Annotated in this window: 25 protein-coding genes and 1 pseudogene; 8 read left to right on the top strand and 18 right to left on the bottom strand. The window is 65.3% G+C overall.

What is annotated here, in order from left to right; translation table 11 throughout:
* Positions 1 to 190 precede the first annotated feature (190 nt).
* Together ACVPT3_RS02005 and ACVPT3_RS02000 are read right to left on the bottom strand one after the other, a co-directional pair.
* Positions 191 to 685: a hypothetical protein gene (locus ACVPT3_RS02005; RefSeq protein ID WP_492042550.1), complete on the bottom strand. Its 495-nt coding sequence runs from the start codon at positions 683 to 685 to the stop codon at positions 191 to 193.
* Positions 686 to 1,308: 623 nt separating this feature from the next.
* The gene (locus tag ACVPT3_RS02000) at positions 1,309 to 2,199 is read right to left on the bottom strand and encodes an alpha/beta fold hydrolase (RefSeq protein WP_492042549.1); all 891 of its coding nucleotides are present in this window, start codon (positions 2,197 to 2,199) and stop codon (positions 1,309 to 1,311) included.
* A gap of 190 nt (positions 2,200 to 2,389) precedes the next feature.
* Here ACVPT3_RS02000 and ACVPT3_RS01995 point away from each other — a divergent pair, with 190 nt between their 5' ends.
* A complete protein-coding gene (locus tag ACVPT3_RS01995) occupies positions 2,390 to 2,752 on the top strand; it encodes a winged helix-turn-helix transcriptional regulator (protein ID WP_492042548.1) in 363 nt (120 codons plus the stop codon).
* A 210-nt stretch (positions 2,753 to 2,962) separates the two neighbouring features.
* Here ACVPT3_RS01995 and ACVPT3_RS01990 read toward each other — a convergent pair.
* The 4 genes and pseudogenes from ACVPT3_RS01990 to ACVPT3_RS01975 form a co-directional block, all read right to left on the bottom strand.
* Positions 2,963 to 3,223, bottom strand: a pseudogene (locus tag ACVPT3_RS01990) (site-specific integrase); the annotation flags it as partial.
* 43 nt (positions 3,224 to 3,266) lie between these two features.
* Positions 3,267 to 4,007 (bottom strand): SDR family NAD(P)-dependent oxidoreductase, encoded by a 741-nt coding sequence (locus tag ACVPT3_RS01985; protein ID WP_492042547.1) that lies wholly within the window; start codon positions 4,005 to 4,007, stop codon positions 3,267 to 3,269.
* 65 nt (positions 4,008 to 4,072) lie between these two features.
* The gene (locus tag ACVPT3_RS01980; protein WP_492042546.1) at positions 4,073 to 4,876 is read right to left on the bottom strand and encodes a nuclear transport factor 2 family protein; all 804 of its coding nucleotides are present in this window, start codon (positions 4,874 to 4,876) and stop codon (positions 4,073 to 4,075) included.
* 10 nt (positions 4,877 to 4,886) lie between these two features.
* Positions 4,887 to 5,906: an NADP-dependent oxidoreductase gene (locus tag ACVPT3_RS01975; RefSeq protein WP_492042545.1), complete on the bottom strand. Its 1,020-nt coding sequence runs from the start codon at positions 5,904 to 5,906 to the stop codon at positions 4,887 to 4,889.
* Between the two features lie 132 nt (positions 5,907 to 6,038).
* Between ACVPT3_RS01975 and ACVPT3_RS01970 the strand changes: the two genes are divergently transcribed.
* Positions 6,039 to 6,599 (top strand): TetR/AcrR family transcriptional regulator, encoded by a 561-nt coding sequence (locus ACVPT3_RS01970; RefSeq protein WP_492042544.1) that lies wholly within the window; start codon positions 6,039 to 6,041, stop codon positions 6,597 to 6,599.
* Positions 6,600 to 6,875: 276 nt separating this feature from the next.
* Here the strand turns inward: ACVPT3_RS01970 and ACVPT3_RS01965 are convergent, their stop codons facing one another.
* The 3 genes from ACVPT3_RS01965 to ACVPT3_RS01955 form a co-directional block, all read right to left on the bottom strand.
* Complete coding sequence (locus ACVPT3_RS01965; RefSeq protein ID WP_492042543.1) at positions 6,876 to 7,562, bottom strand: glutathione S-transferase family protein; 687 nt, start codon at positions 7,560 to 7,562, stop codon at positions 6,876 to 6,878.
* A gap of 151 nt (positions 7,563 to 7,713) precedes the next feature.
* Complete coding sequence (locus ACVPT3_RS01960) at positions 7,714 to 8,385, bottom strand: glutathione S-transferase family protein (protein WP_492042542.1); 672 nt, start codon at positions 8,383 to 8,385, stop codon at positions 7,714 to 7,716.
* A 143-nt stretch (positions 8,386 to 8,528) separates the two neighbouring features.
* Positions 8,529 to 8,801: a DUF427 domain-containing protein gene (locus tag ACVPT3_RS01955; RefSeq protein WP_426024975.1), complete on the bottom strand. Its 273-nt coding sequence runs from the start codon at positions 8,799 to 8,801 to the stop codon at positions 8,529 to 8,531.
* On the opposite strand from ACVPT3_RS01955, the gene ACVPT3_RS01950 reads away from it, so the two are divergent.
* Both ACVPT3_RS01950 and ACVPT3_RS01945 read left to right on the top strand, forming a co-directional pair.
* Positions 8,741 to 9,652 carry a LysR family transcriptional regulator gene (locus ACVPT3_RS01950; RefSeq protein ID WP_492042541.1) on the top strand — a complete coding sequence of 304 codons (912 nt, stop codon included), beginning with the start codon at positions 8,741 to 8,743 and terminating at the stop codon, positions 9,650 to 9,652. The two genes, ACVPT3_RS01955 and ACVPT3_RS01950, sit on opposite strands and share 61 nt — an antisense overlap.
* Positions 9,653 to 10,305: 653 nt before the next feature.
* Complete coding sequence (locus ACVPT3_RS01945; RefSeq protein ID WP_492042540.1) at positions 10,306 to 11,097, top strand: IclR family transcriptional regulator; 792 nt, start codon at positions 10,306 to 10,308, stop codon at positions 11,095 to 11,097.
* 68 nt (positions 11,098 to 11,165) lie between these two features.
* Here ACVPT3_RS01945 and ACVPT3_RS01940 read toward each other — a convergent pair whose 3' ends face one another.
* Both ACVPT3_RS01940 and ACVPT3_RS01935 read right to left on the bottom strand, forming a co-directional pair.
* Positions 11,166 to 13,337 (bottom strand): TonB-dependent receptor, encoded by a 2,172-nt coding sequence (locus tag ACVPT3_RS01940; protein ID WP_492042539.1) that lies wholly within the window; start codon positions 13,335 to 13,337, stop codon positions 11,166 to 11,168.
* A gap of 106 nt (positions 13,338 to 13,443) precedes the next feature.
* Positions 13,444 to 14,202 carry an SDR family oxidoreductase gene (locus ACVPT3_RS01935; protein WP_492042538.1) on the bottom strand — a complete coding sequence of 253 codons (759 nt, stop codon included), beginning with the start codon at positions 14,200 to 14,202 and terminating at the stop codon, positions 13,444 to 13,446.
* A 171-nt stretch (positions 14,203 to 14,373) separates the two neighbouring features.
* Here ACVPT3_RS01935 and ACVPT3_RS01930 point away from each other — a divergent pair, with 171 nt between their 5' ends.
* The 4 genes from ACVPT3_RS01930 to ACVPT3_RS01915 are packed head-to-tail and all read left to right on the top strand — an operon-like array spanning position 14,374 to position 20,300.
* On the top strand, positions 14,374 to 16,326 hold the full coding sequence (locus tag ACVPT3_RS01930) for a glycoside hydrolase family 3 protein (RefSeq protein ID WP_492042537.1): 1,953 nt from the start codon (positions 14,374 to 14,376) through the stop codon (positions 16,324 to 16,326).
* A gap of 19 nt (positions 16,327 to 16,345) precedes the next feature.
* A complete protein-coding gene (locus ACVPT3_RS01925) occupies positions 16,346 to 18,049 on the top strand; it encodes a thiamine pyrophosphate-binding protein (protein ID WP_492042536.1) in 1,704 nt (567 codons plus the stop codon).
* Positions 18,046 to 18,831, top strand: coding sequence for an aspartate dehydrogenase (locus tag ACVPT3_RS01920; RefSeq protein WP_492042535.1), 786 nt, complete (start codon positions 18,046 to 18,048; stop codon positions 18,829 to 18,831). The genes ACVPT3_RS01925 and ACVPT3_RS01920 overlap by 4 nt, the downstream gene beginning before the upstream one ends.
* Before the next feature lie 8 nt (positions 18,832 to 18,839).
* Positions 18,840 to 20,300, top strand: coding sequence for an aldehyde dehydrogenase family protein (locus ACVPT3_RS01915; RefSeq protein ID WP_492042534.1), 1,461 nt, complete (start codon positions 18,840 to 18,842; stop codon positions 20,298 to 20,300).
* A 40-nt stretch (positions 20,301 to 20,340) separates the two neighbouring features.
* Here the strand turns inward: ACVPT3_RS01915 and ACVPT3_RS01910 are convergent, their stop codons facing one another.
* From ACVPT3_RS01910 to ACVPT3_RS01880, 7 genes are read right to left on the bottom strand one after another with little or no spacing between them, the layout of a single operon-like run.
* Positions 20,341 to 21,132, bottom strand: coding sequence for an SDR family oxidoreductase (locus ACVPT3_RS01910; RefSeq protein WP_492042533.1), 792 nt, complete (start codon positions 21,130 to 21,132; stop codon positions 20,341 to 20,343).
* On the bottom strand, positions 21,123 to 21,977 hold the full coding sequence (locus ACVPT3_RS01905) for an alpha/beta fold hydrolase (RefSeq protein ID WP_492042532.1): 855 nt from the start codon (positions 21,975 to 21,977) through the stop codon (positions 21,123 to 21,125). Before ACVPT3_RS01905 ends, ACVPT3_RS01910 begins: the two co-directional genes overlap by 10 nt.
* A gap of 4 nt (positions 21,978 to 21,981) precedes the next feature.
* Positions 21,982 to 22,530 (bottom strand): cupin domain-containing protein, encoded by a 549-nt coding sequence (locus tag ACVPT3_RS01900; RefSeq protein ID WP_492042531.1) that lies wholly within the window; start codon positions 22,528 to 22,530, stop codon positions 21,982 to 21,984.
* Between the two features lie 27 nt (positions 22,531 to 22,557).
* Entirely contained in the window at positions 22,558 to 23,481 is a 924-nt protein-coding gene (locus tag ACVPT3_RS01895) for a VOC family protein (protein WP_492042530.1), read from the bottom strand.
* Positions 23,472 to 24,248 (bottom strand): IclR family transcriptional regulator, encoded by a 777-nt coding sequence (locus ACVPT3_RS01890; RefSeq protein WP_492042529.1) that lies wholly within the window; start codon positions 24,246 to 24,248, stop codon positions 23,472 to 23,474. The genes ACVPT3_RS01895 and ACVPT3_RS01890 overlap by 10 nt, the downstream gene beginning before the upstream one ends.
* Positions 24,248 to 25,291, bottom strand: coding sequence for a Rieske 2Fe-2S domain-containing protein (locus ACVPT3_RS01885; RefSeq protein WP_492042528.1), 1,044 nt, complete (start codon positions 25,289 to 25,291; stop codon positions 24,248 to 24,250). Before ACVPT3_RS01885 ends, ACVPT3_RS01890 begins: the two co-directional genes overlap by 1 nt.
* Positions 25,288 to 25,527 carry a recombinase-like helix-turn-helix domain-containing protein gene (locus tag ACVPT3_RS01880; RefSeq protein ID WP_492042527.1) on the bottom strand — a complete coding sequence of 80 codons (240 nt, stop codon included), beginning with the start codon at positions 25,525 to 25,527 and terminating at the stop codon, positions 25,288 to 25,290. The genes ACVPT3_RS01885 and ACVPT3_RS01880 overlap by 4 nt, the downstream gene beginning before the upstream one ends.
* Positions 25,528 to 25,589 lie beyond the last annotated feature (62 nt).

The raw sequence follows: 25,589 nt of genomic DNA, 5'->3' as shown, positions 1-25,589 counted from the left end.
TAAATCTTGGGTGCGGGAGCTCGCACCGGCTACCGTAGTATAAGCGGAACTATGGATGTTCCGGCGTGACGAGGAGGTCGGTTCGGCGCCAGGAGCGGACGTTCAGTGGCGGCCGAACAACGGACGTTCAGCGTTCCCGTGACGAACGGCGGCCAGTCCGCCTGACGGCCCCCGTCCGGCGGCGGGCGGCCTATTTCTCCTCTATGCAGCGTTCGACCACGTCATCGCCCTCGGCGGCGACGCAGGCCTGAAGGGCCACAAGCTGCTCGCGGGCCGCGATCTCCGACTGCTGTCCGGACGCCAAAGCCTCGGCTTGGCTGCTGTAGTTAACCCGCAACTGCTGGAGCTGGGCCGGTACGGAGATCAGCGCCTGCGCGACCTTCACCGGAAGGCGCACAAACTCCAGCAATTCGCTGGGACGCTCATTGGTCCAGCTCGCGATGACGCCGTCGCTGAACGAGACGTCATTGGCCGTGCGGACGAAGGCGGCGGAGTTCATCGGAATGTAGGAGACGGGCCCGGCCTGCGGCAGGGCCAGGATCGCGGCGTCGACCGGCAGCCAGTTCGTGCCGTACTGCTGGTCGATGGTCAGGAGCACCGGGGTCGGGGTGCGGTAGTAGAGGGCTCCGTTCTCGCCGGTCCTGAGCTCGGGCACGTCGCCGAACATCGCAAGTTGAACTCGCATGGTGGGTCGCTCAGAGGAACTTCGACAGCGGTCGGGCGTCCGTCCCTGGTTCAAATTACTAGGCTCTCGCACTTTTGGTTTTCTGCACTGAAGGTCGGAAGCGGCGGCTACGCGTCACGACCGGACTCGTCGTGTCGGACGCTGACACGACATTCAGTGATCCGTCGCATCGGCCCTGCTCGTGAGCCGCGCTCGGCTGATCGCACGACATTTCTGTGCATAGCCGATCGCGAAACTCTCAGCCCCTTGCCTGGAGGTTGATCACGATCTTGCCGAACGCGCTGTGGCCCCCGCTTGATCCTCAGGTAGTCACCGAGATGCTGCTGAGGCTCGCGGGGGCGCTTCGTTAGCATGACTACCGTTGAACAAGCCCGTGGGCATGCCATGATCGGCCTTCTCGGCCCGATCTGGCGCCGCAATGAACGAATACCCGATTGATTTTGTTGGATCCGGATTTCGTGATCAGCACGCAATTTGCGCGGCTTCAGCGCCTGCAGGACTTTTTCAACGGTATCGACCCGTTGCAGACGTTTGATCCCGGTCACCGCATCCCAACATAGATGACTACCACCACGCGCCGCCCCCGCCCCCTGCCACGAGCTGCGCCTCCGCGGCCAGCCTGGTCAGATTGTGTCGATCCAGCCGGAGATCGCCGCGGTCACGTCGTTCGGGCGGTCCTGCATGATCCAGTGGCCCGCGTTGGACCACACATCGACCTTCGATTTCGGATGTGAGAACCATGGCCGCATGCGCGCGGCCTGCACCTGATCGCGGCATAGGTGGTAAAATGGGACGCTCAGAGACTTGAGAAATTCGGCGCTTTGTTCCCCAATGCCGACCTGTTCGGGTCCGAAGAACAGCGGGGCAAAGGACTCACGCACGACGTGCTTGGGCATCCCCATGACTCGGCGTGCATGCCAACGCTTGAACATGGGATTGGTCGCCGGGTCGTACGCCGACATGAAGAACGCCGGGACGAGGACGTCGACATCGCCGACGTCGAGCTCGCCCGCGAACTGATGAAAGGCTTGCCCCACGTTGCCGTCAAAGCCGAGCGCGCCATCGACTGACACAACTGCGCTGACGAGATCGGGCCTCTTCGAGGCGAGGCGCGCTGCGATTTGCGCGCCCATCGAGTGACCGACAATGATGAACTTCTCGCTGGGGGACTTCGATAAGATCAACGCTTCGATGTCGGCAACGTAGTCGGCCGGCATATAGGCACCGGACTGCATCACTTCGGATCGGCCGTGGCCGCGCAGGTCAGGGGCGGTTACACGGTACTTGCTCTCGAACACGGGCAACTGGGTGATCCAGTCGTTGGAATCGCATGTCCAGCCATGCAGGAGCATGACGTTCTTGCCGCTTCCGGTCTCGGTGTAGAAGATTTCTGCCGTGCGCGAGCTGGCAGACGCGGTCCCCTGGTCGGGCACGGCCGCAGTGGTGACGGCGGCGGTTGCCCCAGCGAGCTTCAGCAGGCCGCGTCGGGATAGATCAAACTTCATGGACCCCATTAGACTTCTCCTAGGCCTGTGGGTCGCGCGGCCATTCAGCCAAACCGCGATTCCGATCTCGTCTTCACGTTGAAGACAGGGTCGTAGGTATACATCTTCCATCTAGGATCAATTACGCACCTGCAGGTGCGCAGATATACGACAGGATATCAGGATGCCTCCTCAAGCTGGTGAAACTGGGAGACTCGGGGTGGAACCGCTGTTCTTCGCGGACTGTGCAGCACGATCGTTCTTCGATCAGGTCGCGAACAAGTGGTCTGTCATGATCCTGACACTGCTCAACGAGAAGCCGACGCGCTTCAATGAGCTCAGGCGCAGATTGCAGGGTGTCACTCATAAGGCGCTCACCCAGGCGCTCAGGCGCCTGGAGCGCAATGGCCTGATCGTCCGGAGAGTGCTAGCGAGGTCGCCGGTTGCGGTCGAGTACTCGATCACGGACCTAGGGCGCACGCTGCAGGTGCCCCTCGGTGCTGCCTATGATTGGGCCATCAGCCACTTGCATGCGATCAAGCAGGCGCAGCTTGCCTACGACAACAGTTCCGCAGACCAGTAGACAGTGAGCCACTCATCCCCGCCGCCTCGCCATGGCCTCGATGAACCGCAGCGCTTGTTTCGGGGCAACGCCGCGGCCGCAAAGGGCTGAGATCGCCGCTTTTTTCGGCGACCAGCCATTGATCGACGGCCGATCGTGTCGACGAGGTCTGCTCACCATCCCTCGGAGACATTGGGGCAGCCCGTTCTCGGCGGACTGCCCCAAGCCAGCTTACAGGTCTATCTGCTCGGAGAGCTCCAACGCGTCGTCCACTTCGATGCCGAGATACTGGAACAGTGCATTCTAACTTTCCGTGGCCGAGCAGTAGCCGGCAGGCGCGAAGGTTGCCGGTCTTCTTGTAGATCAACGCCACCTTTGTCCGTCGAAGGCTGTTGGCGCCATACGCGCTTGGGTTCAGATCGACTATCTCACCCAAGCATTGACCAGGCGTGCGTATTGCCGAGTGCCTATGTGCTCCCCATCTCGGCTGCGGCAGATCCCGATTTCCATCGCCTGACCTGCGTCCGAGCCTGGATCAGGCATTGAAGCCCCCATCGGCGGTGATGATCGCGCCCGTCATGAAGCCGGTCGCCGGGCTGGCGAGGAACGCGACGACAGAGGCAATCTCCTCGGATTCGCCGTAGCGCGCGATCGACATCATCGAACGATTGATGTCGGCGGAACCGCCGTTCGCGGGGTTCAGCTCGGTATCAATCGGCCCGGGCTGAACCAGGTTGACGGTGATGTTCCGCGGCCCCAACTCACGCGCGAGGCCGCGTGTGAAGCCATGATGCGCTGACTTGGTCAGCGCATACAGGGTCAAACCCGGAAAGGGCACGCGCTCCGCCAGATTTGACCCGATGGTGATGATGCGGCCGCCATCGCTCAGATGGGGGATGGCCGCTTTCGTGGTCAGGACCGTGCCGCGTATATTGACATGAAGCAGCGTGTCGATGTCCTCAAGACTGAGCTCCGCGATGGGCCCGTGGCGGAACGTGCCTGCGTTGTTGATCAGTATGTCCAGCCCGCCAAGCGCCTCCGCCGCCGTGTCCACCATGCGCGTTACGGCGGCTGGATCGGCGCCATCGGCCTGAATCGCCAGGCCGCGTCGGCGCTCGCCTTCGATGGCGCGGACGACCGCTTCGGCGCGATCCGCGGAGCGTTCGTAGCTGATCGCCACATCGGCGCCGCGCGCCGCCAGCGTCAGCGCGATCGTGGCGCCAATGCCGCGAGAGCCGCCGGTTATGAGCGCGCGTTTGCCCGTGAGGTCGGTCATGTTGGAATCCTTGTTGCGCCGGGGTCCCGAGGGGCGGCGGAGTGAAGGGCTGTTCGATTGGCGATTCAGCCGAAGACGTCTGCTGCGGTGAGCAGGTCGGTGTATTCCCTCACGTCCGCCATCCTGCCGGAGCGGAGGGTGAAACGGATGAGGAAGCCGTTCTGGTAGATCTTGCCGCTGCGGGTGACGGCGTGGGATCGGACCTGGGCGACGACGCTATCCCCCTCCTCCACCATCTCCTCGGCCTGAATCCGCAAGGGTTGGTCCAGGGTGGCGAACATGCGCCTCCATGCCTCCCCCATCTCGGCCCTGGTCCTGACGCCGGCGTCCGGGAAGAGGTCCGGGCGTCCGTTGACCCACCAGGTCGCGTCGTCCGTCATCGCGTCGAGCAGGGCGTCGACGTCCGATTTTTCGAAGACGGCGAGAAAATCCAAGACGCTGCGCTTGTTGGCGGTGAGCGGCGCGCGGTCGAGTCCGCCCTCCCACGCCCGCCGGACGTCTTCACTCCTGAAACCGCCCTCGGCTGGCCCGCCCCCCACGCCGGGAAGGGCGAACGCCTCCGCGACGGCCAACAGGTCAGTATACTCTCTGACCGCGACGATCAGGCCACCCCGGATGGTGTAGAGCATGTGGTAGTCGTTGTTGTATAGGCGGCCTTCCTTTGTGACGGCATGGGCGCGCAGTTCCGCGGCCACCTGCTCGCCTTCCGCCGTCATGCCGACGACCTCCATCCGCAGCCCGCCGTCCAGCGCGGCGTGGAGGCCAGTCGCTTGTTGTCCTCGATGCTCATGAAGTCGGTCTCCGTTGGGCGCGCGGGCGTTCGCCGGGGCGCGCCGGGAGGCGGCCGCGCCGCGCGTTGTTCGCGGCACGGCGCCGGGGTCAGTCCGCGCGAACGATCAGCTTCTTGCCGCTGTGTGAGCCGTCGAAGAGCCTGAGCAGCGTCTCCGGCAGTTTCTCGAAACCGTCGACGAACTCTTCGCCGTATTTGATCCTGCCTTCGGCGACCAGGGGTGTGACCTCGGCGAGGAACTCCGGCAGCGTGTCCATCACGTAGGGCGTCGCGAAGGCTTTGATGTTGACGAAGCGATAGTGGATCAGCGTGATGAGCCGCGGCAGATAGTTTGTTCCCGAGGGCAAGCCGGTGTCGCTGTAATCCGAGATTGTGCCGCAGATCGTCATCCTGGCGTCGGTGTTGAAGTGCTCCATGAGGATGGGGAACATCGGCCCCCCGACGTTCTCGAAGAAGGAGTCGATGCCGTTGGGCAGCGCGCGCCTGACCTGTTCCTCGACGTCTTCGGCCTTGTAGTCGATCGCCGCATCCGCGCCGAGAACGTCGATCAGCCAGGCGGCCTTGTCGGGACCGCCGGCCACGCCGACCACCCGGTGGCCCCGCAGTTTCGCCAACTGCACCACCATCGACCCGACCGATCCCGCCGCCCCCGTGACAAGCAGCGTACCGCCCGGCTTGAAGTCGTGAACCCTGGTCAATCCATACCAGGCGGTGAAGCCGGGAAGGCCGAGCGGGCCCAGGGCGGTGGAAAGCGGCACGTTGTCGGGGTCGAGCTTGCGCAGGTCGGACCCGTCCGACACGGCGTAGTCCTGCCATCCGGTCCATGTCTGTACGTGGTCGCCCACGGCGAAGTCCGGATTGCGGCTATCCTCGACCACGGCGACCGTGGGCCCGCCCATCGGGTCACCGAGATCGATGGTCGGCCACTCGGACGAGCCATTGCCCATAAGGTTACGTTGGTAGGGGTCGATCGAGAAAAGCGTGTTGCGAAGCAGCACCTCGCCGTCTTTCGGCGTCGGAACCGGGGATCTCACCAGGCTGAAGTCACTCAGCCTGGCCATGCCGTCTGGCCGTCTCGCCAGGGTGAACTGGCGGTTTGAGGTGCTCATCTGCGGATCCTTTTTCATAACGCTTGTTACGTAACGATCATTATGGCCATGGACCCGGGCGGTCAAGCGGTTTAATAATGCTCATTATGAAAGAACCCGGGACGCCTCATGGGACGCGCGCGAAGCTTTGACGTGGACGAGGCCCTCGAGGCGGCGCTCGCGGTGTTCTGGCGCAAGGGCTACGAAGGAACGTCGTATGCCGACCTCGTCGCCGCGACCGGCGTGGAGCGGCCGGCGCTCTATTCGGCCTTCGGCAACAAGGAGGCGTTGTTCCGGAGTGCTTTGCAGCGATACGACACTCACTACGCCAACTATGTGCCTGCCGCGCTGGGACGGGCCACGGCGCGAGAGGTCGCTGAGGACGTCCTCCTGGGCGCGGTCGAACTCAGCACCCGCTTTGCTGACCGGACGGGCTGCCTTGGCATCAACGGCGCGCTTGCGGCTTCCGACGACGCCGAGCATGCCCGCCTGGCGTTGGTCGCGTGGCGAGCAGAGGGCGAAGCTTCGCTCCGGCAGAGATTCGAACGGGCCAGGGAGGAAGGCGACCTCCCCCCCGACGCGGACTGTAGCGCCCTGGCCGCCTACGTCCTGGCCGTGGCCCATGGCATCGCGGTTCAGGCCAAGGCCGGATTCGAAGTCGAGACACTAAAAGCGGTGGCCCGGCAGGCCTTGAAGGGATGGCCGTCCAGTTGACGACCTTCTATCGGGCCACGGCCCAATCGCGCGAAGCTTTCTCCCCGGGCGCGGACACCCCGGACCACGGGTCCGGTCAGACGCAATTCCTGTTGAACTGGTGGGGGCGGCCGGAGTCGGGCGCTTCAGCATCCCGCTGTTCGCGGCCGTCGCCAGGCAGGGCTCGCGTCCGCCGGGGATGACACCCTGCCGATGACCGGCTTGCGACACGCGACGCGGCGCGAACTCAGAGAGCCGCAGAGATGACGATCGACGTCTGATCAAGGGGCGCCCGGCTCAACTCCGCCAATGCGGAGGATAAGCGGCCTCATAGCCCCGCATTGTCTCCATTCTCGAGAGCCACGCGCCCAAAGCCGGCAGACGGGAGCCCAGGTCTTCGAGGCCAAGCGCCATCTCGACGGCTTCCGCACGCATTCCGACCCGCCGCAGCATCTGGATGTTTGGCAGCGCCACGATGTCCGCCGCGCTGATGACCTCTCCGGCCAGGTAAGGCGCGACCGACAGGGCTTGCTCCATCCAGCCAAGCGCATCGATCGCACGCGCGGCGGACGCGCGCATCCCCTCGGGATCGTCCTTGGCGTGGCCGCGCAAGAGCGGGCGGATGATCTCCACGTCAAGGAGATCGCGAGTATAGTTCTCGAACTCGTTGACCCGCTGCCAGATGCGGCCGTGCTCCTCCCCTGTCCGACCGAACAGCGGCACGGCGGGATAGGTGCGATCCAGGAAGGCGATGATCGCCACGGATTCGTAGAGGGCCGTCTCGCCCGTCTTCAGCACCGGCGCCTTGCCCCGCGGATTGAGCTCGAGGAATTCAGGGGAGCGGTTCTCCTGCCTGGCCGAGTCCATGCGCCGGGAGACATAGGGCACGTCCTTGTAACCGAGCGCCAGTTGCACCCGCCACGCATAGGGGCTGCCGCTAATCCAGAAGAGTTCGTGTTCCACAGTCGGCATATCCGCGCTCATGATTTCATTGTCCGCCGGCCAGCACGCGGTTGATCGTCTCGACCACTTTTCGTCAGGTGAATTGCGAAGTCTGCGGATGCGTGCGCCAGCCAGCTCTGTCGCTGCGTACCCCTGACGGGGCCGCGACTTCGGCCGACTGGCGGTTTCCGGTTCAGAGGGTGACGCCGACGCCCGCCAGGAAGGTGTCGATGCGGTTGTCGACCTCGGCCTTCGTCTCGGCCCAGGCCGGGACTGACTCCAGGAGATTGTCGTGCCAGGCCATCAGGTTCGGATAGTCCCGCAGGGGAGGCCTTGAACGATCGATCTGGGAGAAGGGACCCGCGATATCGATGTCGGCCAGGGTCAAGGCATCGCCGACCATGAACCTGCGGCCCTCAAGGTGCTGGTCGAGCACCTTGGCCGCGGCCCGCATCTTGCCCTCGGCGAAGGCGATGACGGCTTCGTCCTTCGGCAGGCCCATGACCGTCTTGCCGACCCGCTCGTCAAAGAGGGCCGTCGCGAAAATGCGCCACTGCTCGCCGGACCAGAACATCCATTGAAGGACCTCGAAGTGCTCCTTCTCCGTGGTTCCGGCGAGGGGGGAATTGACCTTGCCGGCCAGATACAGATTGATCGCGCTGGCCTCGTAGAGAACAAAATCTCCATCTTGCAGGACCGGCGTCAGACCGTGCGGATTGAGCCGTGACTTGAAGTCGTCCGTCTGGCTTTCGCCCTTGAACAGATCAACCTTCACGCGTTCCAGGTCGACGCCCATGATCCTGGCGGCGGTGGTCACGCGCCGCAGACTGCCCGAGCCGGGATCGCCGTAAATCTTCATTGTCATAGCAACACCTTGGTTTTGACTCCTTGGGAGGAGCGTTCGAAACGAAGATGATGCATGCCATTTGGGAATGCTATTGAGCCAAAATGAATGACTTATATTCTTCTGAGGCATATGTCGGTGGGGGCGCACCGCGCTGGCGCTAGCTAGTCTTGCAGGCTGATGGAAACGCGATCGGAATAGAAGGCGAGGCGCCCCGCGATGTCGGCGACCGCGTCCAGCGGCGTCTCGTAGGTCCAAACGCTGTTCAGGCCGGGCGCTCCGAGCGCCGTCCTTTCGGCCTCATCTCTAGAATATAGGTAGGTTCTGGTAAGACCGGGACCCGCTATGCCTTCTATCCTCTCCAGGAATATCAGCGATGGACAAGTTGGATGCGATGCGAATGTTCGTGCGCGTCGTCGAAAGCGGGAGCTTTTCACAAGCCGCGCGAGACCTGAATGTCAGCCAGCCGACGGTCAGCAAACAGCTCGCCGCGCTTGAGGCGCGGCTTGGGACGCAACTGCTCGCGAGAAACTCTCGCGCCCTCGCCGTGACGCCCGCAGGACAGGACTATTACGAGGCCACCGTGCGGATCCTGCAGGATCTCGACTCAGTCGAAGAGCGAGTCCTTGAGGGTCAGTCGGCCCCTTCAGGTCTGGTCCGCGTGACCCTCTCGCCGGCCTTCGGGAGGATGTTCGTCATTCCCCGGCTGCTCGACTTCCGTGCCCGTTTTCCCGACGTCGCGATCGAGATGGAAGTCTCCGGCCGGCATGTCGACCTTATCGAGGAAGGCATTGACGTCGCGATCCGTATCGGTCGGCTTTCGGATTCAAGCCTCGTCGCCAGGCGCATCGGCGACATGCGAATGATTACCCTGGCCTCAGCCGGCTATCTCGCCCGGCACGGCGCGCCGCGATCGTTGGACGAGCTCCGCAACCACCAACGCATTGGCTATGTTTACCAGGGCGACATCGTCGGATGGGGGTTCCATGTAGACGGCAGGCTGGTGACGGTGGATGGCGGCGGCGCGTTTCGAACCAATGACGCCGAGCATGTCCGCGGCGCGGTCTTGGCAGGCCTCGGCATCGCCCACCACGCGAGCTGGCTGTTCACGGATGAGCTGGCCTCCGGTCAGGTCATCCAAATTCTGGAAGAGCACGCGCCGCACGCTTTTCCGATCAACGCCGTCACCGCTGCCGGCCGACGCATGCCCTCACGCGTGCGGAACTTCATCGATTTCCTCGCAGCGATCTGCGCCGAGGAGCCGGACTTGAGAGCAGGCGACGGCTAGCGGCCACCATCAGCCAATAAAGCCCGGAACGCGCACCTGCGTGTGCACCGAAATCGTCGTCGGAGATCGTCGTTGGTTCTGTGAGATGCGATCACGGAGGCCGGTTGTCCGAAAGCAGACACTCCCAACCGCTTGTTTGAGTCAAAACCGGGCATCCCTCCCCGTCATTTGCGGGGCTTGGGTTCGCTTCCCCAATAAAGCGTCGAGCCGCTCGTCAGAAATGCGCCAACAACAGACATTGGTTCGCAGCAGAGAAGCGGACGTGCTCGTCTGGCTGTGCGTCCTGAACCTAGAATATTACAAACCAATTGAGCGCTTGGTGCTGCGCAACTTGGATGCCGTTACGACAGACGCTCTCAAGGCATAACCTCGGAGGCGCTGGCTCATAACGTAGGTCCCGGCATACCCGCTGTCTGCGACAGCTTGAGGGGAGGATCGTAAACCTCCGCTGGGATCGTGGAGATGACCAAGGCCAGATTCCGATGGCTCTGTTTCAGCTGCCACATCTCCTTGCGAAGGGGCGACGAAGAGGACAGTCGACGGGCTGAGGGGTGGGATGCACCTGATCTGTATTGATAGTTGTCTGCAACTCACCTAGGTCCAGCAAACCAGCGCTTCGTATACAAAACGCGCGGCTGTTTGCGAGGATGCAGTTGGACAAATCATCAGAGACAGAAACGCGGTACATCGTCCCCGGACTGATCCGCGGGCTTCAGATCCTCCAGGCGTTCACGCAGGATCGACAGGAGCTCACCGTCGCGGATCTGGCGCGTCTGGTCGACGTCAACCGCTCGACGGCCTTCCGACTCGTCTACACGCTCGAATCCGCCGGGTTCCTTCACAAGGTGCCGGACACGCGCCGTTACCGCCTGGGCAGCCGGGTGCTCGAACTGGGCTACAGCTTCCTCGCGGGCAAGGACCTCACGGAGGTCGCCAATCCGGTGCTCGACCGTCTGAGAGACGAGACCAGCACCTCGACCCACCTCATCATCCGCGAAGGACGAAACGCCGTCTACATCGCGCGTTTCCAGGGCAACACCAGCTTGATCAGCGCGGTCAGCGTCGGGTCGCGCCTGCCCTTGCATGCGACGGCGCCGGGCCGCGTGCTGCTCTCAGGTCTTCCGCTGGCGGACGTCGTCGCCCTGTATGACGGGTTCGAGTTCAAGAGCTATACCGAACATACCCCGACGAATATGGGCGCCCTGGTCAGCCTGGTCGAACAGGACCGCAAGCAGCCGCTGGTCGTCAGCTGGGGCTTCTACGACCCCGGCGTGGCCAGTATCGCCGCCCCGGTTCGCAACGCATCCGGCGGCCTCGAGGCGGCCATCTCCATCAGCTGCCCGATCAACACCTTCGAAAAGACGGTCTTTGAGGGCCGCATCAAGAAGCAGGTCGAAAACGCCGCCGCCGAGATCTCACGCGGACTGGGCTATCGCGCCGGATGATCCAAAAAAAGACCGGCGGGAGAACATCCCGCCGGTCCAGTCGTTTCAGGGAGAACGGTATCGCCGGCCTACCAGGTATAGGTCAGACGCAGGCCATAGGTGCGCGGCGGCGCATACATCGAACGGATCGCCGAATAGATGCCGGTGTTCAGGCTGGCTTCCGTCAGGACGACGCTGTTCTCGATATTGCGCACATAGGCCTGGATCTTCACCGGATAGGCGTCAGGCGCATAGGCGAGACTGAGGTCGGTGCGCGTATAGGCTTCCTGATATTCCGACGGCCGGTTGTAGAACGACATCCACTGTTCCGACTGGTACTGGGTCTGGATGCGCGGCGTCAGCTCGCCGCCCGCCAGGCGGAAGACATGCTCATAGCCGGCGATGACAGCCCATTCCGGCGTCTGGATCATCGAATTGCCCGATAGATCCAGGTTCGACGCGCCGTTCGCAACCTGGAAGTTGGTGTACTGGGCGTCCAGATAGGTGACGGCGAAGTCGAGGCGATCGGCCGAAGACAAGGCCGCTATGGTCTCGAGTTCGATCCCCTTGATTTCGGATTCGCCGGCGTTGACGATGACCGTGGACGCCGACGCGGCGTCGAACTGGGACACCTGCTGATCGTCGTACTGATAGAAGAATGCGCTCAGATTGACCTGGAGCGCGTTGTCTAGGAACCGGTTCTTGGAGCCGATCTCGTAGGCCGTCAGGGTTTCCGGGTCATAGGCGCCGAGACCGAAATTGTTGAAGCCGCCGGACTTGTAGCCCGTGCTGATTTTTCCGTAGAGCAGTTGGGCGTCGTTCAGGCGGTAATCGGCGCCGAGATGCCAGGTCGTCTGTTCCCACGAGGCCTGGGTATCGTCCGTGGCGTAGGTCCGTTCGGCGACACCGTCGGTCACGTCCTGGTTCAGGGCGCCGACGTAGCTGTCTCCGATCCGGCTCTTGCTGTCCTTGGTGTAGCGCAGGCCTCCGGTGAGCTTCAGTGCATCGGTCAGGTCATAGGAGGCCTGGCCGAAGACCGCCTGTGACTCGGTTTCGACGTCGTAATGATACTCACGAACATTGATCAGCGGGCCAAGCGGATTGAGGTCGAAGTAGTTGTTTAGCGCCAGGTCTTCCTTGAAATAATAGGCGCCGACCTGCCATACGAAGCCCGTGGTGTTGCTCGAGGCCAGCCGTAGTTCGTGGCTGTAGTCCTTCGAAACCTCGTCGCGCGTATAGACAAAGAACCGGTCGGGACGGCCGTCGTTGTCCCAGCTGTGATAGAGCTGCTGCTCCACATAGCCGGCGATATAGGTCAAGGTCGCCCCGTTGAAGTCGTAGGTCGCCCGACCCGTCGCCCGCAGGATGTCGACGTCGTACTTGCCGGCGTAGCTGAGCGCGAAGCTTTCCGTATCGTCGGCGTCGGTGCGCGGCGTCGTGGTCACCACGCCGCCCACGGTGGTGATCGGCACCCCGTTGTAGACCGCGCCGACGCCGCCCAGCGTCATATAGTCCAGACCGCCGTGCAACGTCAGGCGTTCGGTCGGCGTGTAGAGCAGTTGCCCCCGCACGCCCCAGACGTCGGTGTCGTCGCCGCGACCGGCCGCGCCATTGTCCCGATAGCCTTCATTGTAGCGACGGACCGCCGAGACGCGCCCCGCCAGCTTGTCGCCGAACGGCAGGTTGACGGCGCCGTCCAGGTTCACGGATTGATAGTTGCCGACGTCGGCGTTGACATAGCCCCCACGCTCGAAGCTCGGCTTCCTCGTCAGGATGTTGACGGCGCCGCCGGTGGCGTTGCGGCCGTAAAGCGTGCCCTGCGGCCCGCGCAAGACCTCGATCCGCTCCAGATCGTAGAACCCCGCATTGATGCCGGTCGGACGCTGGAGATAGATGTCGTCCACGCTGACCGCGATGGCCGAGTCGCCGATCTCGGTGAAGTCGCGGCTGGCCACGCCGCGAACGGCGATGAAGGTCGCCCCGCTGGAGGCGCCGATATTCAGGCTGGGCGAGATGGTGGCCAGACCGGCCACATCCCCTACGCCGTTCTCGGTCAGGGTCTCCTGGTTGAAGACCGACATGGCGACCGGCGTACGCTGCGCACTGGTCTCCCGGCGCTCTGCGGTGACGACGACCTCATCGAGCGCGACGGCGTCCTGGGCCGGTTGCGGAGCCGCCTGAGCAAGGGCGGTCGAGGCGTAAAGAGCCGAGCTCCCGATAGCCAGGGCGGACGTGAAACGCAGCAGTCTGGAACGCATCATATTTAAATCCCCTCTATGCGATTGTTCGTATATAAATCGTCGCTTTCAATACAAACGCTCCGTTCACCCCCCCTGTCAATGGGGATGCTTGCCGATCGCCTCGACTTCAGATGAAGCCGCCGTTGATGGGCAGGATTTGTCCGGAGATGAAGCCGGCGGCGTCGCTGAGCAGGAACACCGCTGCGCCGACCGTGTCCGTCGGCGCCTGAGGCCGGTTGATGGCGGCCCTATCCACATAGAGTTGCTTACGTTCTTCCGGCACGTACTCGGTCGCCTCGACCCGCACGAGACCGGGCGCAATGGCGTTAACGGCGATGCCGTCGACGCCCAGTTCTCGCGCCAGCGAACGGGTCATGCTGATCACGGCGCCCTTGCTCGCGACATAGTGAAGAAGGCGGGGCGCCCCCCAGAGGGCCGTATCGGAGGCGAGATTGACGACGCGGCCGCCCGCCCTTGATCGCCGCAACGCCGGTGCGAAAGCCCGAGTCACCAGCCAGGGCCCGCGCACATTGATCGCCATGACGCGATCCCAGGTCTCCACGTCGAGGTCTTCGAAGCCCTTGCCGCCGATGCCCGTGGCCAGGGCCGCGTTGTTGAGCAGACCATCGACCTCGCCCAGGGATACGGCCCAATCGGCGAACGCCTGCACGGAGGCGGGGTCGGCGATATCGACCCTACGAAACTCTACCTGGGCTCCCTCCCGCCGCAGGGCGTCGCGCGTCGCCTGCCCCTCGCTTTCCAGCACGTCGCCGATCAGAACCCGGGCGCCGGCGTCGCAGCAGGCCTTGGAGAATGCGGCGCCCAACCCCCGTGCGCCCCCCGTAATGACGATCGTGCGTCCGTCCAGACGAATCCCACCAGCCATGGTTCACTTCCCTCCAGGCGCCTGCCGAAACGCGGTGCGCCGTTTCTCTTAGATCATCGACCTTGACTCTCGCTGAACGAGACGTCTTGATGCGTATATAAATCATTGCTTCACATAAAAACCAACAGCCGTTGCACCTGGAAGGCGACGTATGCAGACGGAGCGGCGTCCATGACATCCATCCTCCTGACCTCGGCGATGGTCGCCGGCCTGGTGAGCGCGCCCGCAGCATCCGCTCAACCCGATCTGCCTCGCCGCGGCGCCCCTGAAATCACCTTAGACGGATTACGCTTCCGCGACCTCGACCGCGACGGCCGCCTCACTCCCTATGAGGACTGGCGTCTGTCCGCAGAGGCGCGCGCAAGCGACCTGGCGCGACGCATGACCACGCCCGAAAAGGCCGGCCTGATGATGCACGCCGCCCATTCCGGCTTCTTCGGCGCAGGCGGGGTCGTGCTCGACGCGCTGGCGCCGCCGCCGCCCGGCGCGCTTCGTTCGCCCGTCAACGTCACCGGCGTGCCCGGGTTCGACAGGTCCGACAAGCCGTCTCCCCGCAATCTGATCCAGATCCAGAACGTCCGCTGGATCAACACATCGCCGGGCGGAACGCCCGCTGACGCCGCGCGATGGGCCAATGCGCTACAGGACATGGCCGCCGACACTCGACTGGGCGTGCCGGTGATGCTGACCGCGGACCCCGTTCAGACGACGAACAGGATGCCCGGCGGCGCCCTGCCCCCTCCGGATCGCCGCAAAATCACGTCCAGTTGGCCCGATCAGATCGGTCTCGCCGCGACCGGCGACCCAAGCCTCGTCAGGCGGTTCGGCGAGGTCGCGGCGGCGGAATATCGCGCGCTCGGGTTCCGGATGATCCTGAACCCGATGGTCGACCTATCCACCGAACCACGTTGGAACCGCATTCCGGGAACTTTTGGCGAAGACGCCTCGACGAGCGGCGCCCTGGCGGCAGACTATGTACGCGGCTTTCAGGGCGAAAGCCTCTCTTCCAGCAGCGTCCTGACAATGCTGAAGCACTTCCCGGGAGACGGCCCCGTCAAAGACGGCCTGGACCCCCACAACGTCTATGGCCAACATCTGGTCTTCCCGGGCGGCAAGCTGGACTACCATCTCCAACCGTTCCGCGACGGGCTGGCGGCGGGCGCTGCGGCGGTGATGACCAGCTATGGCGTCCCCGACGGGATCGACACGGTCGGGTCCTCCTTTTCGAAACCCGTGGTGACCGGACTGCTCCGCAACCAGATGGGATTTGACGGGATCGTCGTCTCCGATTGGCTGCACGCCATGCCTTGGGGGGTCGAGACCCTGTCCAAGGGCGAGCGCGAGGCTCTGATGGTCGATGCGGGCGTCGACCAGTTCGGCGGCGAGCATCAGACCTCGTACCTGATCCAGGCCGTCAACGACGGCCGAATCTCCCAGGCGCGGCTGACCGAGTCTGCACGACGCATCCTGAAGCCGATGTTCGCGATCGGGCTTTTCGAGAACCCTTATGTCGACCCTCAGGCCGCAGCGCGGATCGTCGCCTCACCGGCGTTCAACGCCCTGGGGGAAGAGGCCCAGCGCCGGTCCATCGTCCTGCTTCGCAACGAGAATGCGGTTCTTCCGCTCAAGCCGGCCGACCGCGTCCTGCTCCGCGGCTTCAGCCAGACGCCGGCGGCCCTGGCCGGACGAACGGTCGAGGCTGCGGCGGACGCCGACGTCGTAATCGTCAAGATCAACGCCCCCTACACCGTGAACAAGACCGGCGAGAGTTTCTTCACAAACACGCACGAAGGCCCGTTGATCTACACGGGCTCGGACAACGAAGCCGAGCTTCGCGCCGTCGAGGCGGCCGTCGCCACGGGCAAGCCCGTCGTCGTTGCGGTCAGCATGGAGCGTCCGGCCGTCCTCTCCGAGTTCATCGACGATACGGCCGCGGTCCTCGCGACCTTCGGGTCGGGCGACGACGCCCTCGCGGCGATCCTGACCGGAGACGCTGCGCCACAGGCCAAGCTTCCGTTCGACCTCCCCGCAGATCAGGCGTCCGTCGAATCCCAGAAGTCGGACACGCCGTTCGACTTCCCTCACACGCTTTTCCGACACGGCTTCGGCCTGTCCTACCGCTGACCTCCAGAAAGTCCTCCTCATGACTGCCTTCGCCGCCTCGGCCCCCGCCTTGGCTCACCCTGCCCCGGCGCCGGACCCGGCGCCACAGATCGACTCGACCAGCGGCGAAGTGATTGTCGCCCTGCTGGAGCACTGGGGTGTGACGCACGCCTTCGGCGTCATCAGCATCCACAACATGCCGATCCTGGACCCAATGGGCGAAAGGGGCGTCATTCGCTACATTCCCGCACGCGGCGAGGCAGGCGCTCTGAATATGGCGGACGCCTATGCGCGCGTCGCCGGCCATCTGGGCGTCGCCTTCACCAGCACGGGCACGGCGGCCGGCAACGCCGCTGGCGGCATGGTCGAAGCCCTGACGGCGGGATCGCCAGTTCTCCATATCACCGGCCAGGTCGAGCTCGCCCACCTCGACAAGAACCGCGCCTATATTCACGAGGCGCCCGCCCAGCTCGACATGCTGAACTCGATCTCGAAAGCGGCCTTCCGCATAACCTCGCCCGACCAGGTGGTCGAGGTGCTCAAACAGGCGGCCGAAGCCGCCCTGTCGGCGCCGACCGGCCCGGTCAGCATCGAGATTCCCGTCGACGTCCAGGCGGCGCCCATGGCCATGCCGGCCGTCCTGCCGACGCTGGCCCCGCAAAGGACCGCCACCGACGAAGCCGACATCGACGCCCTGTTCGCCCGTCTCAAGGCCGCCAAACGCCCTGTTCTGATGCTCGGCGGCGGCGCACGCGGCGCGGAGGCCGAAGCGACAGCCCTGGCTAATCTGGGCGTCGCTGTCGTGACAACGACCAATGGCCGCGCCATCGTGCCGGAAACCCACCCGATGTCCTTGGGCGCCTTCAATTGTACGGCGCAGGTTCAGTCGCTCTATGATCAGAGCGACCTGATGATCGTCGCCGGATCGCGCCTGCGCGGCAACGAGACCTGGATCTACAAGTTGCGTCTCCCCGCGTCCCTGGCGGTCATCGATTGCGACGCGACCGCCAATGGCCGCACCTACCGGAACGACCAGTTCCTCCATGGCGACGTCAAGGCGGTCCTCGCGGGGCTGGCGCGGCGGGCGGCGGGCGGCCTCTCCGTCGACCCGGCCTTCGGGCGAGAGATCGGCGCCGCCCGCGATGTCATGCACGCGGACATGCGCGCTGGTCTGGGCGTCTATGCCGACATGGTGGACGCGATCCAGGCCGAGATCGGTCCGAAGACCGCATGGGTTCGCGACGTCACCATCTCCAACTCCATGTGGGGCAACCGCTATCTTCGGGTCGGGAACTCCCGCGCAGGCGTACACGCCGTCGGCGGCGGCATAGGCCAGGGTCTTCCGATGGCCATCGGCGCGGCCCTGGCCAGCCCGGAGGGCGCCATCGCCCTGAGCGGCGACGGCGGCCTGAACCTGTGCCTGGGCGAACTGGCGACCCTGTCCGAAGAACAGCCCGGCGTGACCCTGATCCTGATGAACGACGCGGGTTACGGCGTGATCCGAAACATCCAGGACGTCGAGTACGGGGGGCGTCGACACTATTCCAACATCCTGGTCCCGGACTTCGGCGGCGTCGCCGCCGCCTTGAACCTGCGGCATGAGAAGGTGACGGACCTGGCCGACTTCGGCGCGGCCCTGTCGCGCGCTCGCGCCACGCCCGGCGCGGCCGTGATCGAAGTCGACATGGTCGCAATCGGTCATTATCCGCAACGGTTCGCCGGCCCTCCGAGACTGACGAAATGAAACTGAGGCTCGGCGTCATCGGTGACGGGGCCATCTCCCGCGACGTGCGCGCGACCCTGGATCAGGCCGCGCCGGACTCCTATGAACTTGTCGCCATCCTAAGCCAGGGCGAGATGGATCCCGCCCTGCCCCGCGTCCATGACGTGGGGCAGATGCTCCAGGCGCGCCCGCACGTCGTTCTGGAGTGCGCCGGCCATCATGCAGTCAGCGCGTTCGGCCCGCCCCTGCTGCGCGCGGGGGTGCCCGTTCTTCTCGTCTCCGTCGGTTCGCTGGCGGACGACGCCCTTTTTGACTCCTTGAAGTCGGCCGCGATCGAGGGCCACAGCCGACTCATCCTCGCCCCCGGCGCCCTGGCCGGGATCGATGCGTTGAGCGCCGCCCGCCTCGGCGGCCTGACCCAGGTCCGCTATACCGGTCGCAAGCCGCCCTCGGCCTGGCGGGGCACCCAGGCCGAGACCCTGCTTGATCTCGACGCCCTGAGCGAACCCGCCGTCTTCTATCGAGGGAACGCGCGCGAGGCCGCGCTTCTCTATCCCAAGAACGCCAATGTCGCCGCCACCATCGCCCTGGCCGGCCTGGGATTCGCCCGCACCGAGGTCGAACTGATCGCCGACCCCTCCGTCAGCCGCAACCTTCATGAACTGTCGTTCGAGGGCCCAGACGGGCGCTACGACATCCTGATGGCCGGAGAGCCGTCGCGACTGAATCCCAAGACATCGGCTCTGACCGCTCGCAGCGTCTCGCGCCTGCTGATCGGCATGACCTCGCCCGTCGTCATCTGAGAGGCGTCATGTTCCAGGACATCTTCATCGGCGGCCGCTGGCGTCCAGGCGGCGCAGGAACCGCCGTCAGCATCAACCCGGCCGATGGTTCGACCGTGGCGGAGTTCGGACTGGCTGACCTCGCCGACGTCGAGGAAGCGGTCGAGGCCGGCGCGCGGGCGGCGGCTGATCCGGCCTGGATGGCCCTCCTGCCGCACGAGCGCGCCCGGATCCTGTACCGGATCGGGGACGCGATCGAGGCCGAGGCCGAAGCCATCTCCGCGCTGCAGACCAGCGACACGGGCAAGACCCGCCACGAGACCCGCGCCCTGGCTCTGTCCGCCGCCAACACCTTCCGATACACCGCCGCCGCGCTGGAGACGCTGGACGAGAGCCTGACCACGCCGCGGGGGCCCTATCTGACCCTGTCGGTCCACGAGCCCATAGGGGTGGTCGGCGCCATCACGCCCTGGAACTCCCCGATCGCCAGCGACGCCCAGAAGGCGGCGCCCGCCCTAGCGGCCGGCAACGCGGTCATTCTCAAACCCGCCGAATGGACCTCTCTCGTCTCCTTGCGGTTCGCGCGCATCGCAGAGGTCGCGGGTCTGCCTGCGGGCCTTCTGTCGGTTCTTCCGGGACCAGGCCGGATCATAGGCGATGCGATCGTCAAACACCCCGGTGTCGGAAAGATCGCCTTCACCGGAGGAACCGTCACGGGACGCGCCATCGCGCGCGCGGCCGCCGAAAAATTGATGCCGGTGTCTCTGGAATTGGGCGGCAAGTCGCCGACCATCGTGCTGGCCGATGCGGACATCGACCACGCCGTCGCCGGCGTTCTTTTCGGTGTCTTCAGTTCCACGGGACAGTCCTGCATCGCTGGAACCCGCCTGTTCGTTCACGCGTCGATCCACGCGCGCTTCCTCGAGGCCCTGGTCGCACGCACGCGGGCGCTGCGCGTCGGACGCGGCGACGACCCCGCGACCCAGGTCGCGCCGATGGTCGCCTTCGCGCATCGCGACAAGGTGGCCGAACATGTCGCCAGGGCGTTGGACGGCGGCGCCCGTCTGCTCTGCGGCGGCCCCGACCTGGCGTCCGGACACGCCGCCGGCGCCTATTATCTGCCGACGATCCTGGATCGGGTCGGCAATGGGGACGCCATCTGCCAGGAGGAGGTGTTCGGCCCCGTCCTGGCGGTCCTTCCGTTCGAGACCGAAGACGAGCTGGTCGCCATGGCCAACGACAGCGTCTACGGCCTGGCCTGCGGAATTTGGACGCGCGACTTCGCCGCCGCCTACCGGCTGGCGCGGCGGATCCAGGCCGGAACCGTGTGGATCAACACCTACAAGCAGTTCAGCATCTCGACGCCGTTCGGGGGCGTCAAGGAAAGCGGCCTGGGCCGCGAAAAGGGTCGCGAAGGCATCCGGGCCTATATGCAGCAGAAGAGCCTCTACTGGGGCCTCGCGTCCGCTCCCCTGCCCTGGGCCGGCTGAAACCGGCCAAGGTCAGAGCGGTCGAACGCCGGTGTCGACCTCAGGCGAAGCGCGACACCCCGCCCGCCACCTCCAGCGCCGCCCCGGTGATATAGGCTGCGGCGGACGAGGCGAGGAAGACGATGGCCGCCGCCGGCTCTTCCGGGCGCCCCATGCGGGCCAGGGGAATTTTCTTTTCGCGCGCCAGATCCGCCATCCAGCCGTCGAAGGTCTCGCCGGGCTGGGCCCGCGCCTCGAAACGCCGTTCCCATTGACCGCTGTTGACCGTGCCCAGCAGGATGGAATTGACGCGGATGTCCGGCGCGAGTTCGACGCTCAGCGACTTGGCGAGATTCTGCACCCCTGCCCGGGCGGCCGAGGTGCAGACCATATGCGGCTCCGGTTGACGCGCGAGCAGCGAATTGACGATCACCACCGAGGCCGCGTCGCTGTCGCGCAGCAGCGGCAGAAAAGCGCGGATGGGACGGACCACGCTGAAGAATTTGAGCTTGAGCTCGGCCTCCCAGTCTTCGTCCGTCGTCGTGGCGAAGGTGCTGAGCCGCGCCTGCCCAGCATTGTTGACCAGAATATCGACGCGGCCGAACCGGTCGCGCGCCGTCGTCGCCAGACGCTCGATCCCTGCCGTGTCCAGCACATCGCAGGCCTGGGTGACCAGCCGGTCCGTCAGGCCCCCCTCGGCCAGCTCGGCGCGCGCCTTCTCAAGCCCGGATTCGTTGCGCGCGCAGGCCAGGACATGCGCGCCTTCCTCAAGGAGGGTCCGGACCGTGGCCAGACCGATTCCCGACGATCCGCCGGTGACGACCGCGATGCGGTCACGAAGCTTCAGATCCATGTCGACTCCATGGCGGGTTTGACCGCCTCAAGGACGGCGCGGAGAGCGGCGTTGAACATGCCGGGATATTCCGTCGCCACCGCATGACCGCCCCGCGGAAGCTCCACCGCCGTCGCTCCCGGAAGACTGTCGGCGACGCGGCGGCACCCCGCCGGCGGGGTGATGACGTCCTCGGCGGCCCAGATGACGGTGGTCGGCGCCCTGACGTCAGGCATCATGGCCGGCAGGTCCGCTCCCGCCAGCATCCGAGACGCCTGAACATAGCCGTCGGGCCTGATCTCGGCCATGGCCTGCCGGACGATGTCCCGCGCAAGAGGGCCGGCCCTGTCGGTCAACAGCCGATGGGATCGCGCGGCGGCCAGTCCGGCGGGGCCAAGGTCGGCCAGATCGTCGAGACGGGATTGAACGCTGGCGGGAAGCGGCTGACCGAACGGAGTCGCGTAGCCGCCGGCCGGACTGACAAGGACCAGAGACTCGACGCGGGTCGGAGCCGCCAGGGCCGCCGCCGCCGCCATGATTGCACCCAGCGACTGTCCCACCAGAACGATCCTGTCCAGCCCGAGATGATCGACCAACCCGAGCAGGACCTGCGCGTAATCCGCAGGACCGGGGGCCGGCTGAGCCAGCGGATCGCTGCCGGCGTAGCCCGGCGCGTTCCAGGCGATCACCCGACGCTCCCCTCCGAAGGCGGCGAACTGACCGCCCCAGGCGCGAGAGCTGGACCCGATCCCGTGCATCAGGACGAGGGGCGTCAGACCGTGTTCAGGTCCGAGCTCACGCCACGCCATGCGACGCCCCGCGGTCGTCGCCGTCTGCAACGGCGGCACGAGATAGGGGGCGCTCATCGGCTCACGCGCCGGGTCTCGGACGTTTGACCTTGGACAGCGGATGATAGTCCGGATAGGTCGGCGTCTCCGGCACGCTGGTCCCGAGGCAGACGATCATCAGGGCCTCTTCCAGCCCCTCGTTGACCAGGCCGCGATTGACGCCCGCCGGCACCGACACCAGGTCGCGCTCGCGCACATAGGTCTCGTGATATTCGCCGTCGATCTCGAACATCAGCTTCACCTTCGATCCCTTGAGGATGAAGAAGACCTCCTCGACATCGTCGTGAAGGTGCAGCGGCCCCTCGCAACCGGCCGGCAGGACCATGGTCGAGAAGGTGAAATGTTCGGCCTGTACGGCGCCGTCGTCCGAGGCGACGCCGGTCGCGCCGGTGCCGACATAGCGCATCTGGGCCCTCCGATATTTCGGATCGAAGTCGGCCTGGAACTTCAGGGCGTTCCAATCGAGCTTGCGCGTCTCGTACCGGGCCGTGCGCGCTTCAATCCATTCGGCCAGGCTCTTGCCCTCGGGGACGACCCGGTTCTTGAGCGGCGCCGTTTCTGCAGTGGTCATGGGGTCGGGTCCTTCATGGGATCAGATTCAGGCGGAGCGGGCCTGGCGGCGCGTCACGCCGTCGATGCCGCCGGCGATCGCCCATTCGGCGAACAGTTCGGGGCGACGCTCGAACTCGTTTGGCGTCCAGTGTTCGGTGCACCAGTCGTCGTCGGCGTAGTATTCAAGCGCACCGCCGAAGGGGCTCTTGAGGTACCAGAAATAGGCGGACGATATCGGATGGCGCCCCGGCCCGATGTCCGTCCCCCATCCGGCCCGGCTCATGGCCAGGCCGCCGCCGAAGACCTCATTGATGTTCGAGACCGTGAAGGCGACGTGATTGAGGCCGGGGGCGCCAGGCCGCTGCAGTACGAAGGCGTCATGGTGGGGGCCGGGCGTGCGGGCGCGCAGGAAGGCCGCATGGCCCGGATAGCTGTCGCTGACCTTGAAGCCGAGCGTGTCCACAAAGAATGCCAGGCTCGACTCGAGATTGTCGACGAAAAGCACCACATGGCCGATCGAGATCGGCCTTGCGCGATCATAGACCTTTGACCTCTGGTCCTGCCGACGCGGCAGCCCCGGCCCGTTCACGTCCTGCGGGTCCGCCACCACCGCGATCCGCCGCGTCGGACGGAAGGCGTGGGTCAGTCCGTTGGGATCGACGGTCCGAAGCCCGCCGTCGGAGTCCCGCCGACCCGCCTCGCCCAGACGCGCGGCCAGGGCCTCGACGACCGCAACCCCGTCCACGCCCCAGGTGACCTCGCGAAGGGTCGGCCCCGTCTGCATGGCTGGCGGCAGGGCGGGATCGTCGATCGCCCGCACCCGCACCTCGGATCCATCCCGCGTCCGGAACAGAAGCGCCTCGCCCTGGGCCGACTTTTCAGGCTCCAGTCCCCAATCGATCAGGAAACGTTCGGCCGCATCCATGTCCTCGACCCCGAAGGTCACGGCCTCGACGCCGGTCATCGCCATACTGCTTCTCCTGGCGCGATCGGCGCCGTCTGGTGAATATTCTCCGGAGCGCCCAGCATCCGAGACAGGGTCTCCGCCGCGGCGCATACGGCTTTGGCGACGCCGACGTCCGACTGGCCGATCGGCGCGGCGGCGTTGATCGCGGCCACGATCTTCAACGAACCATCGCGGACGGGGGCCGCCACCGCCTGGACGCCCGCCTCGAAATAGCCGGTGTCCGCGACGAAGCCTCGCTTCAGATCGTCCTCGATCAGGTGCTGCAGGTCGTGGATCTGCGCTTCGGACAGCCGATCCTCGTCGTCGGCGTAGAGCGCGCGCAGTTCCGTGGGTTCGAGATCCGACAGCAGAATCCGCCCCATGAGGGTCTGTCGCGCCGGAAGGACGCTGCCCACCCCGACGTTGCGCTGCAAGGCCGCCCGGCTTGGACAGCGGCTGAGATAGATGACGTCTCGCCCCTGACGCACGCCCAGGTGAGCCGACCAATTGGTCTCGTCCCTCAACCGCTCCAGCAGGGGCTCCGCCAGAGGCGCCAGGTCGGCGCCGGCGAGATATTCATATCCCAGGGTCAGCACCCCGGCGTCGAGCGCGAACCGGCCCTCGTCCTCCCGCCGCACCAGGCCAAGGGCGGCCAGTTCGACCAGCAGTCTGTGGACGGTGGATCGCGGTATGGCCAATTCGTTCGCGATCTCCGGCGCCGACAGGGCCCGGCGTCCGCGCCGGAACAATTTCAGGATCGATATGCCTCGGTTGAGCGCGGGAACCGACATCAGACGCTCGCGGCCGTCCGGTCCGGTTCCGCCGCAGCGGCTTCGACCTGCCGCTTGGCCTCCGCCCGCATGATCCGGCGCAAGCGCACCAGTCCAGCGTCATGGGCGTAGAGAGATTCATGGTCGCGCGCGTCGTCCGCCATGCCTTCCAGGATCAGCCGGTCCTGTTCGAGCACGTCCCAGTGCAGGCTCTCCAGACGGGCGCGATAGAGAAATTTCCAGGCGTCCCGCCGCCAGCCCTGCACTTTGCGGCAGCGCCAGAAAAAGACCCGGCAACGGGTTTCATCGACGGGCGTCACCATGCCGACGATGAAGAAGGATCCGCCGGGGCCGGCGGACTGGCGATACGGGATCGACAGCCGTTGCCAATAGGCGCCGGTCGCGCCGAACTCCGTCCAGTCGAAATTGACGCCGCTCTGACTGGTCTTTTCGAAGATGAAGCCTGACGCGGTGTTGCGCGCCTGCATGGTCGCGGTCTTGTCGCCCTCAGCCATGGAATGGGACACGGCGTGAAGATAGGCCCCGTGCATCGGGTCCATCACGTTCTCTGCGGCGTACCGATAGTTGCAGTTCCACTGCGCCGTGCAGAGGATGGCCTCCCAGTCCCCGCCGTTGAGCTCTTCCGGCAGATCAAGCGGCGCGGGCGGCGCCCCGGTCTCGCCGGCGAACCACAGGAAAAGGGTTCCCGCCCGTTCAATCACCTCGTATCGACGATTGAGCTTGCGCCCTTCCGTCGGCGAATTCTCGATCGCCGGAACCTTGGCCATGCAGCCTTCGCCATCGACCTCGACGCCATGATACCAGCAGGCGACGCGCGCGCCGACGTTCCAGCCCATGGACAGACGCGCTCCGCGGTGCGGACAGCGATCCTCGATGGCCTGCACCCGGCCGGCCTCGTCGCGCCAAAGGACGATACGCTCGCCCAGGCGCGTCAGGCCCACCGGCGCCTCGCGCACCATCCAGCTGGGCGACACGGGATACCAGAGGTCGCGGATGCCCGCATTCAGACGGGCGTCGATGGGGTTCGGGGCCGCCGGGTTCATGCCTGCACTTCCGTAACTCCGAACAGTTGCCCGCCCAGTGTCTTCAGGACCGCTTCGAGGCTGTCGGCCGTCCAGGCCCGCCCCTGATCGTCCAGCCCCCCCTCGCGGTTCATTGTCTCGACCACCTCGGCCAGTTCGACCGCACCCTGACTGAACGCGGACATCAGTTGATCAGCCAGACGATCCTCGAACGCCGTGAGCGACGCGCCGCGGGTCTGGAAAATGATGTTCTCCACGGCAGAGGGCGCTTCTGTGAACAAGCCGCCCCCCTTTGATCCGGCGGCCGCCGGCGTGAGGA

Source organism: Brevundimonas sp. FV1ps31S, from assembly GCF_058681265.1.
The sequence above is the reverse complement of the archived record's forward strand: the minus strand, read 5'-3'. Positions and strand labels throughout refer to the sequence as shown.

Coding starts and splice junctions, on each gene's coding strand:
- ACVPT3_RS02005 (WP_492042550.1), bottom strand. CDS start 685: ATGCGAGTTCAACTTGCGATGTTCGGCGACGTGCCCGAGCTCAGGACC.
- ACVPT3_RS02000 (WP_492042549.1), bottom strand. CDS start 2,199: ATGGGGTCCATGAAGTTTGATCTATCCCGACGCGGCCTGCTGAAGCTC.
- ACVPT3_RS01985 (WP_492042547.1), bottom strand. CDS start 4,007: ATGACCGACCTCACGGGCAAACGCGCGCTCATAACCGGCGGCTCTCGC.
- ACVPT3_RS01975 (WP_492042545.1), bottom strand. CDS start 5,906: ATGAGCACCTCAAACCGCCAGTTCACCCTGGCGAGACGGCCAGACGGC.
- ACVPT3_RS01965 (WP_492042543.1), bottom strand. CDS start 7,562: ATGAGCGCGGATATGCCGACTGTGGAACACGAACTCTTCTGGATTAGC.
- ACVPT3_RS01960 (WP_492042542.1), bottom strand. CDS start 8,385: ATGACAATGAAGATTTACGGCGATCCCGGCTCGGGCAGTCTGCGGCGC.
- ACVPT3_RS01950 (WP_492042541.1), top strand. CDS start 8,741: ATGGACAAGTTGGATGCGATGCGAATGTTCGTGCGCGTCGTCGAAAGC.
- ACVPT3_RS01940 (WP_492042539.1), bottom strand. CDS start 13,337: ATGATGCGTTCCAGACTGCTGCGTTTCACGTCCGCCCTGGCTATCGGG.
- ACVPT3_RS01935 (WP_492042538.1), bottom strand. CDS start 14,202: ATGGCTGGTGGGATTCGTCTGGACGGACGCACGATCGTCATTACGGGG.
- ACVPT3_RS01930 (WP_492042537.1), top strand. CDS start 14,374: ATGACATCCATCCTCCTGACCTCGGCGATGGTCGCCGGCCTGGTGAGC.
- ACVPT3_RS01925 (WP_492042536.1), top strand. CDS start 16,346: ATGACTGCCTTCGCCGCCTCGGCCCCCGCCTTGGCTCACCCTGCCCCG.
- ACVPT3_RS01920 (WP_492042535.1), top strand. CDS start 18,046: ATGAAACTGAGGCTCGGCGTCATCGGTGACGGGGCCATCTCCCGCGAC.
- ACVPT3_RS01915 (WP_492042534.1), top strand. CDS start 18,840: ATGTTCCAGGACATCTTCATCGGCGGCCGCTGGCGTCCAGGCGGCGCA.
- ACVPT3_RS01910 (WP_492042533.1), bottom strand. CDS start 21,132: ATGGATCTGAAGCTTCGTGACCGCATCGCGGTCGTCACCGGCGGATCG.
- ACVPT3_RS01905 (WP_492042532.1), bottom strand. CDS start 21,977: ATGAGCGCCCCCTATCTCGTGCCGCCGTTGCAGACGGCGACGACCGCG.
- ACVPT3_RS01900 (WP_492042531.1), bottom strand. CDS start 22,530: ATGACCACTGCAGAAACGGCGCCGCTCAAGAACCGGGTCGTCCCCGAG.
- ACVPT3_RS01895 (WP_492042530.1), bottom strand. CDS start 23,481: ATGGCGATGACCGGCGTCGAGGCCGTGACCTTCGGGGTCGAGGACATG.
- ACVPT3_RS01890 (WP_492042529.1), bottom strand. CDS start 24,248: ATGTCGGTTCCCGCGCTCAACCGAGGCATATCGATCCTGAAATTGTTC.
- ACVPT3_RS01885 (WP_492042528.1), bottom strand. CDS start 25,291: ATGAACCCGGCGGCCCCGAACCCCATCGACGCCCGTCTGAATGCGGGC.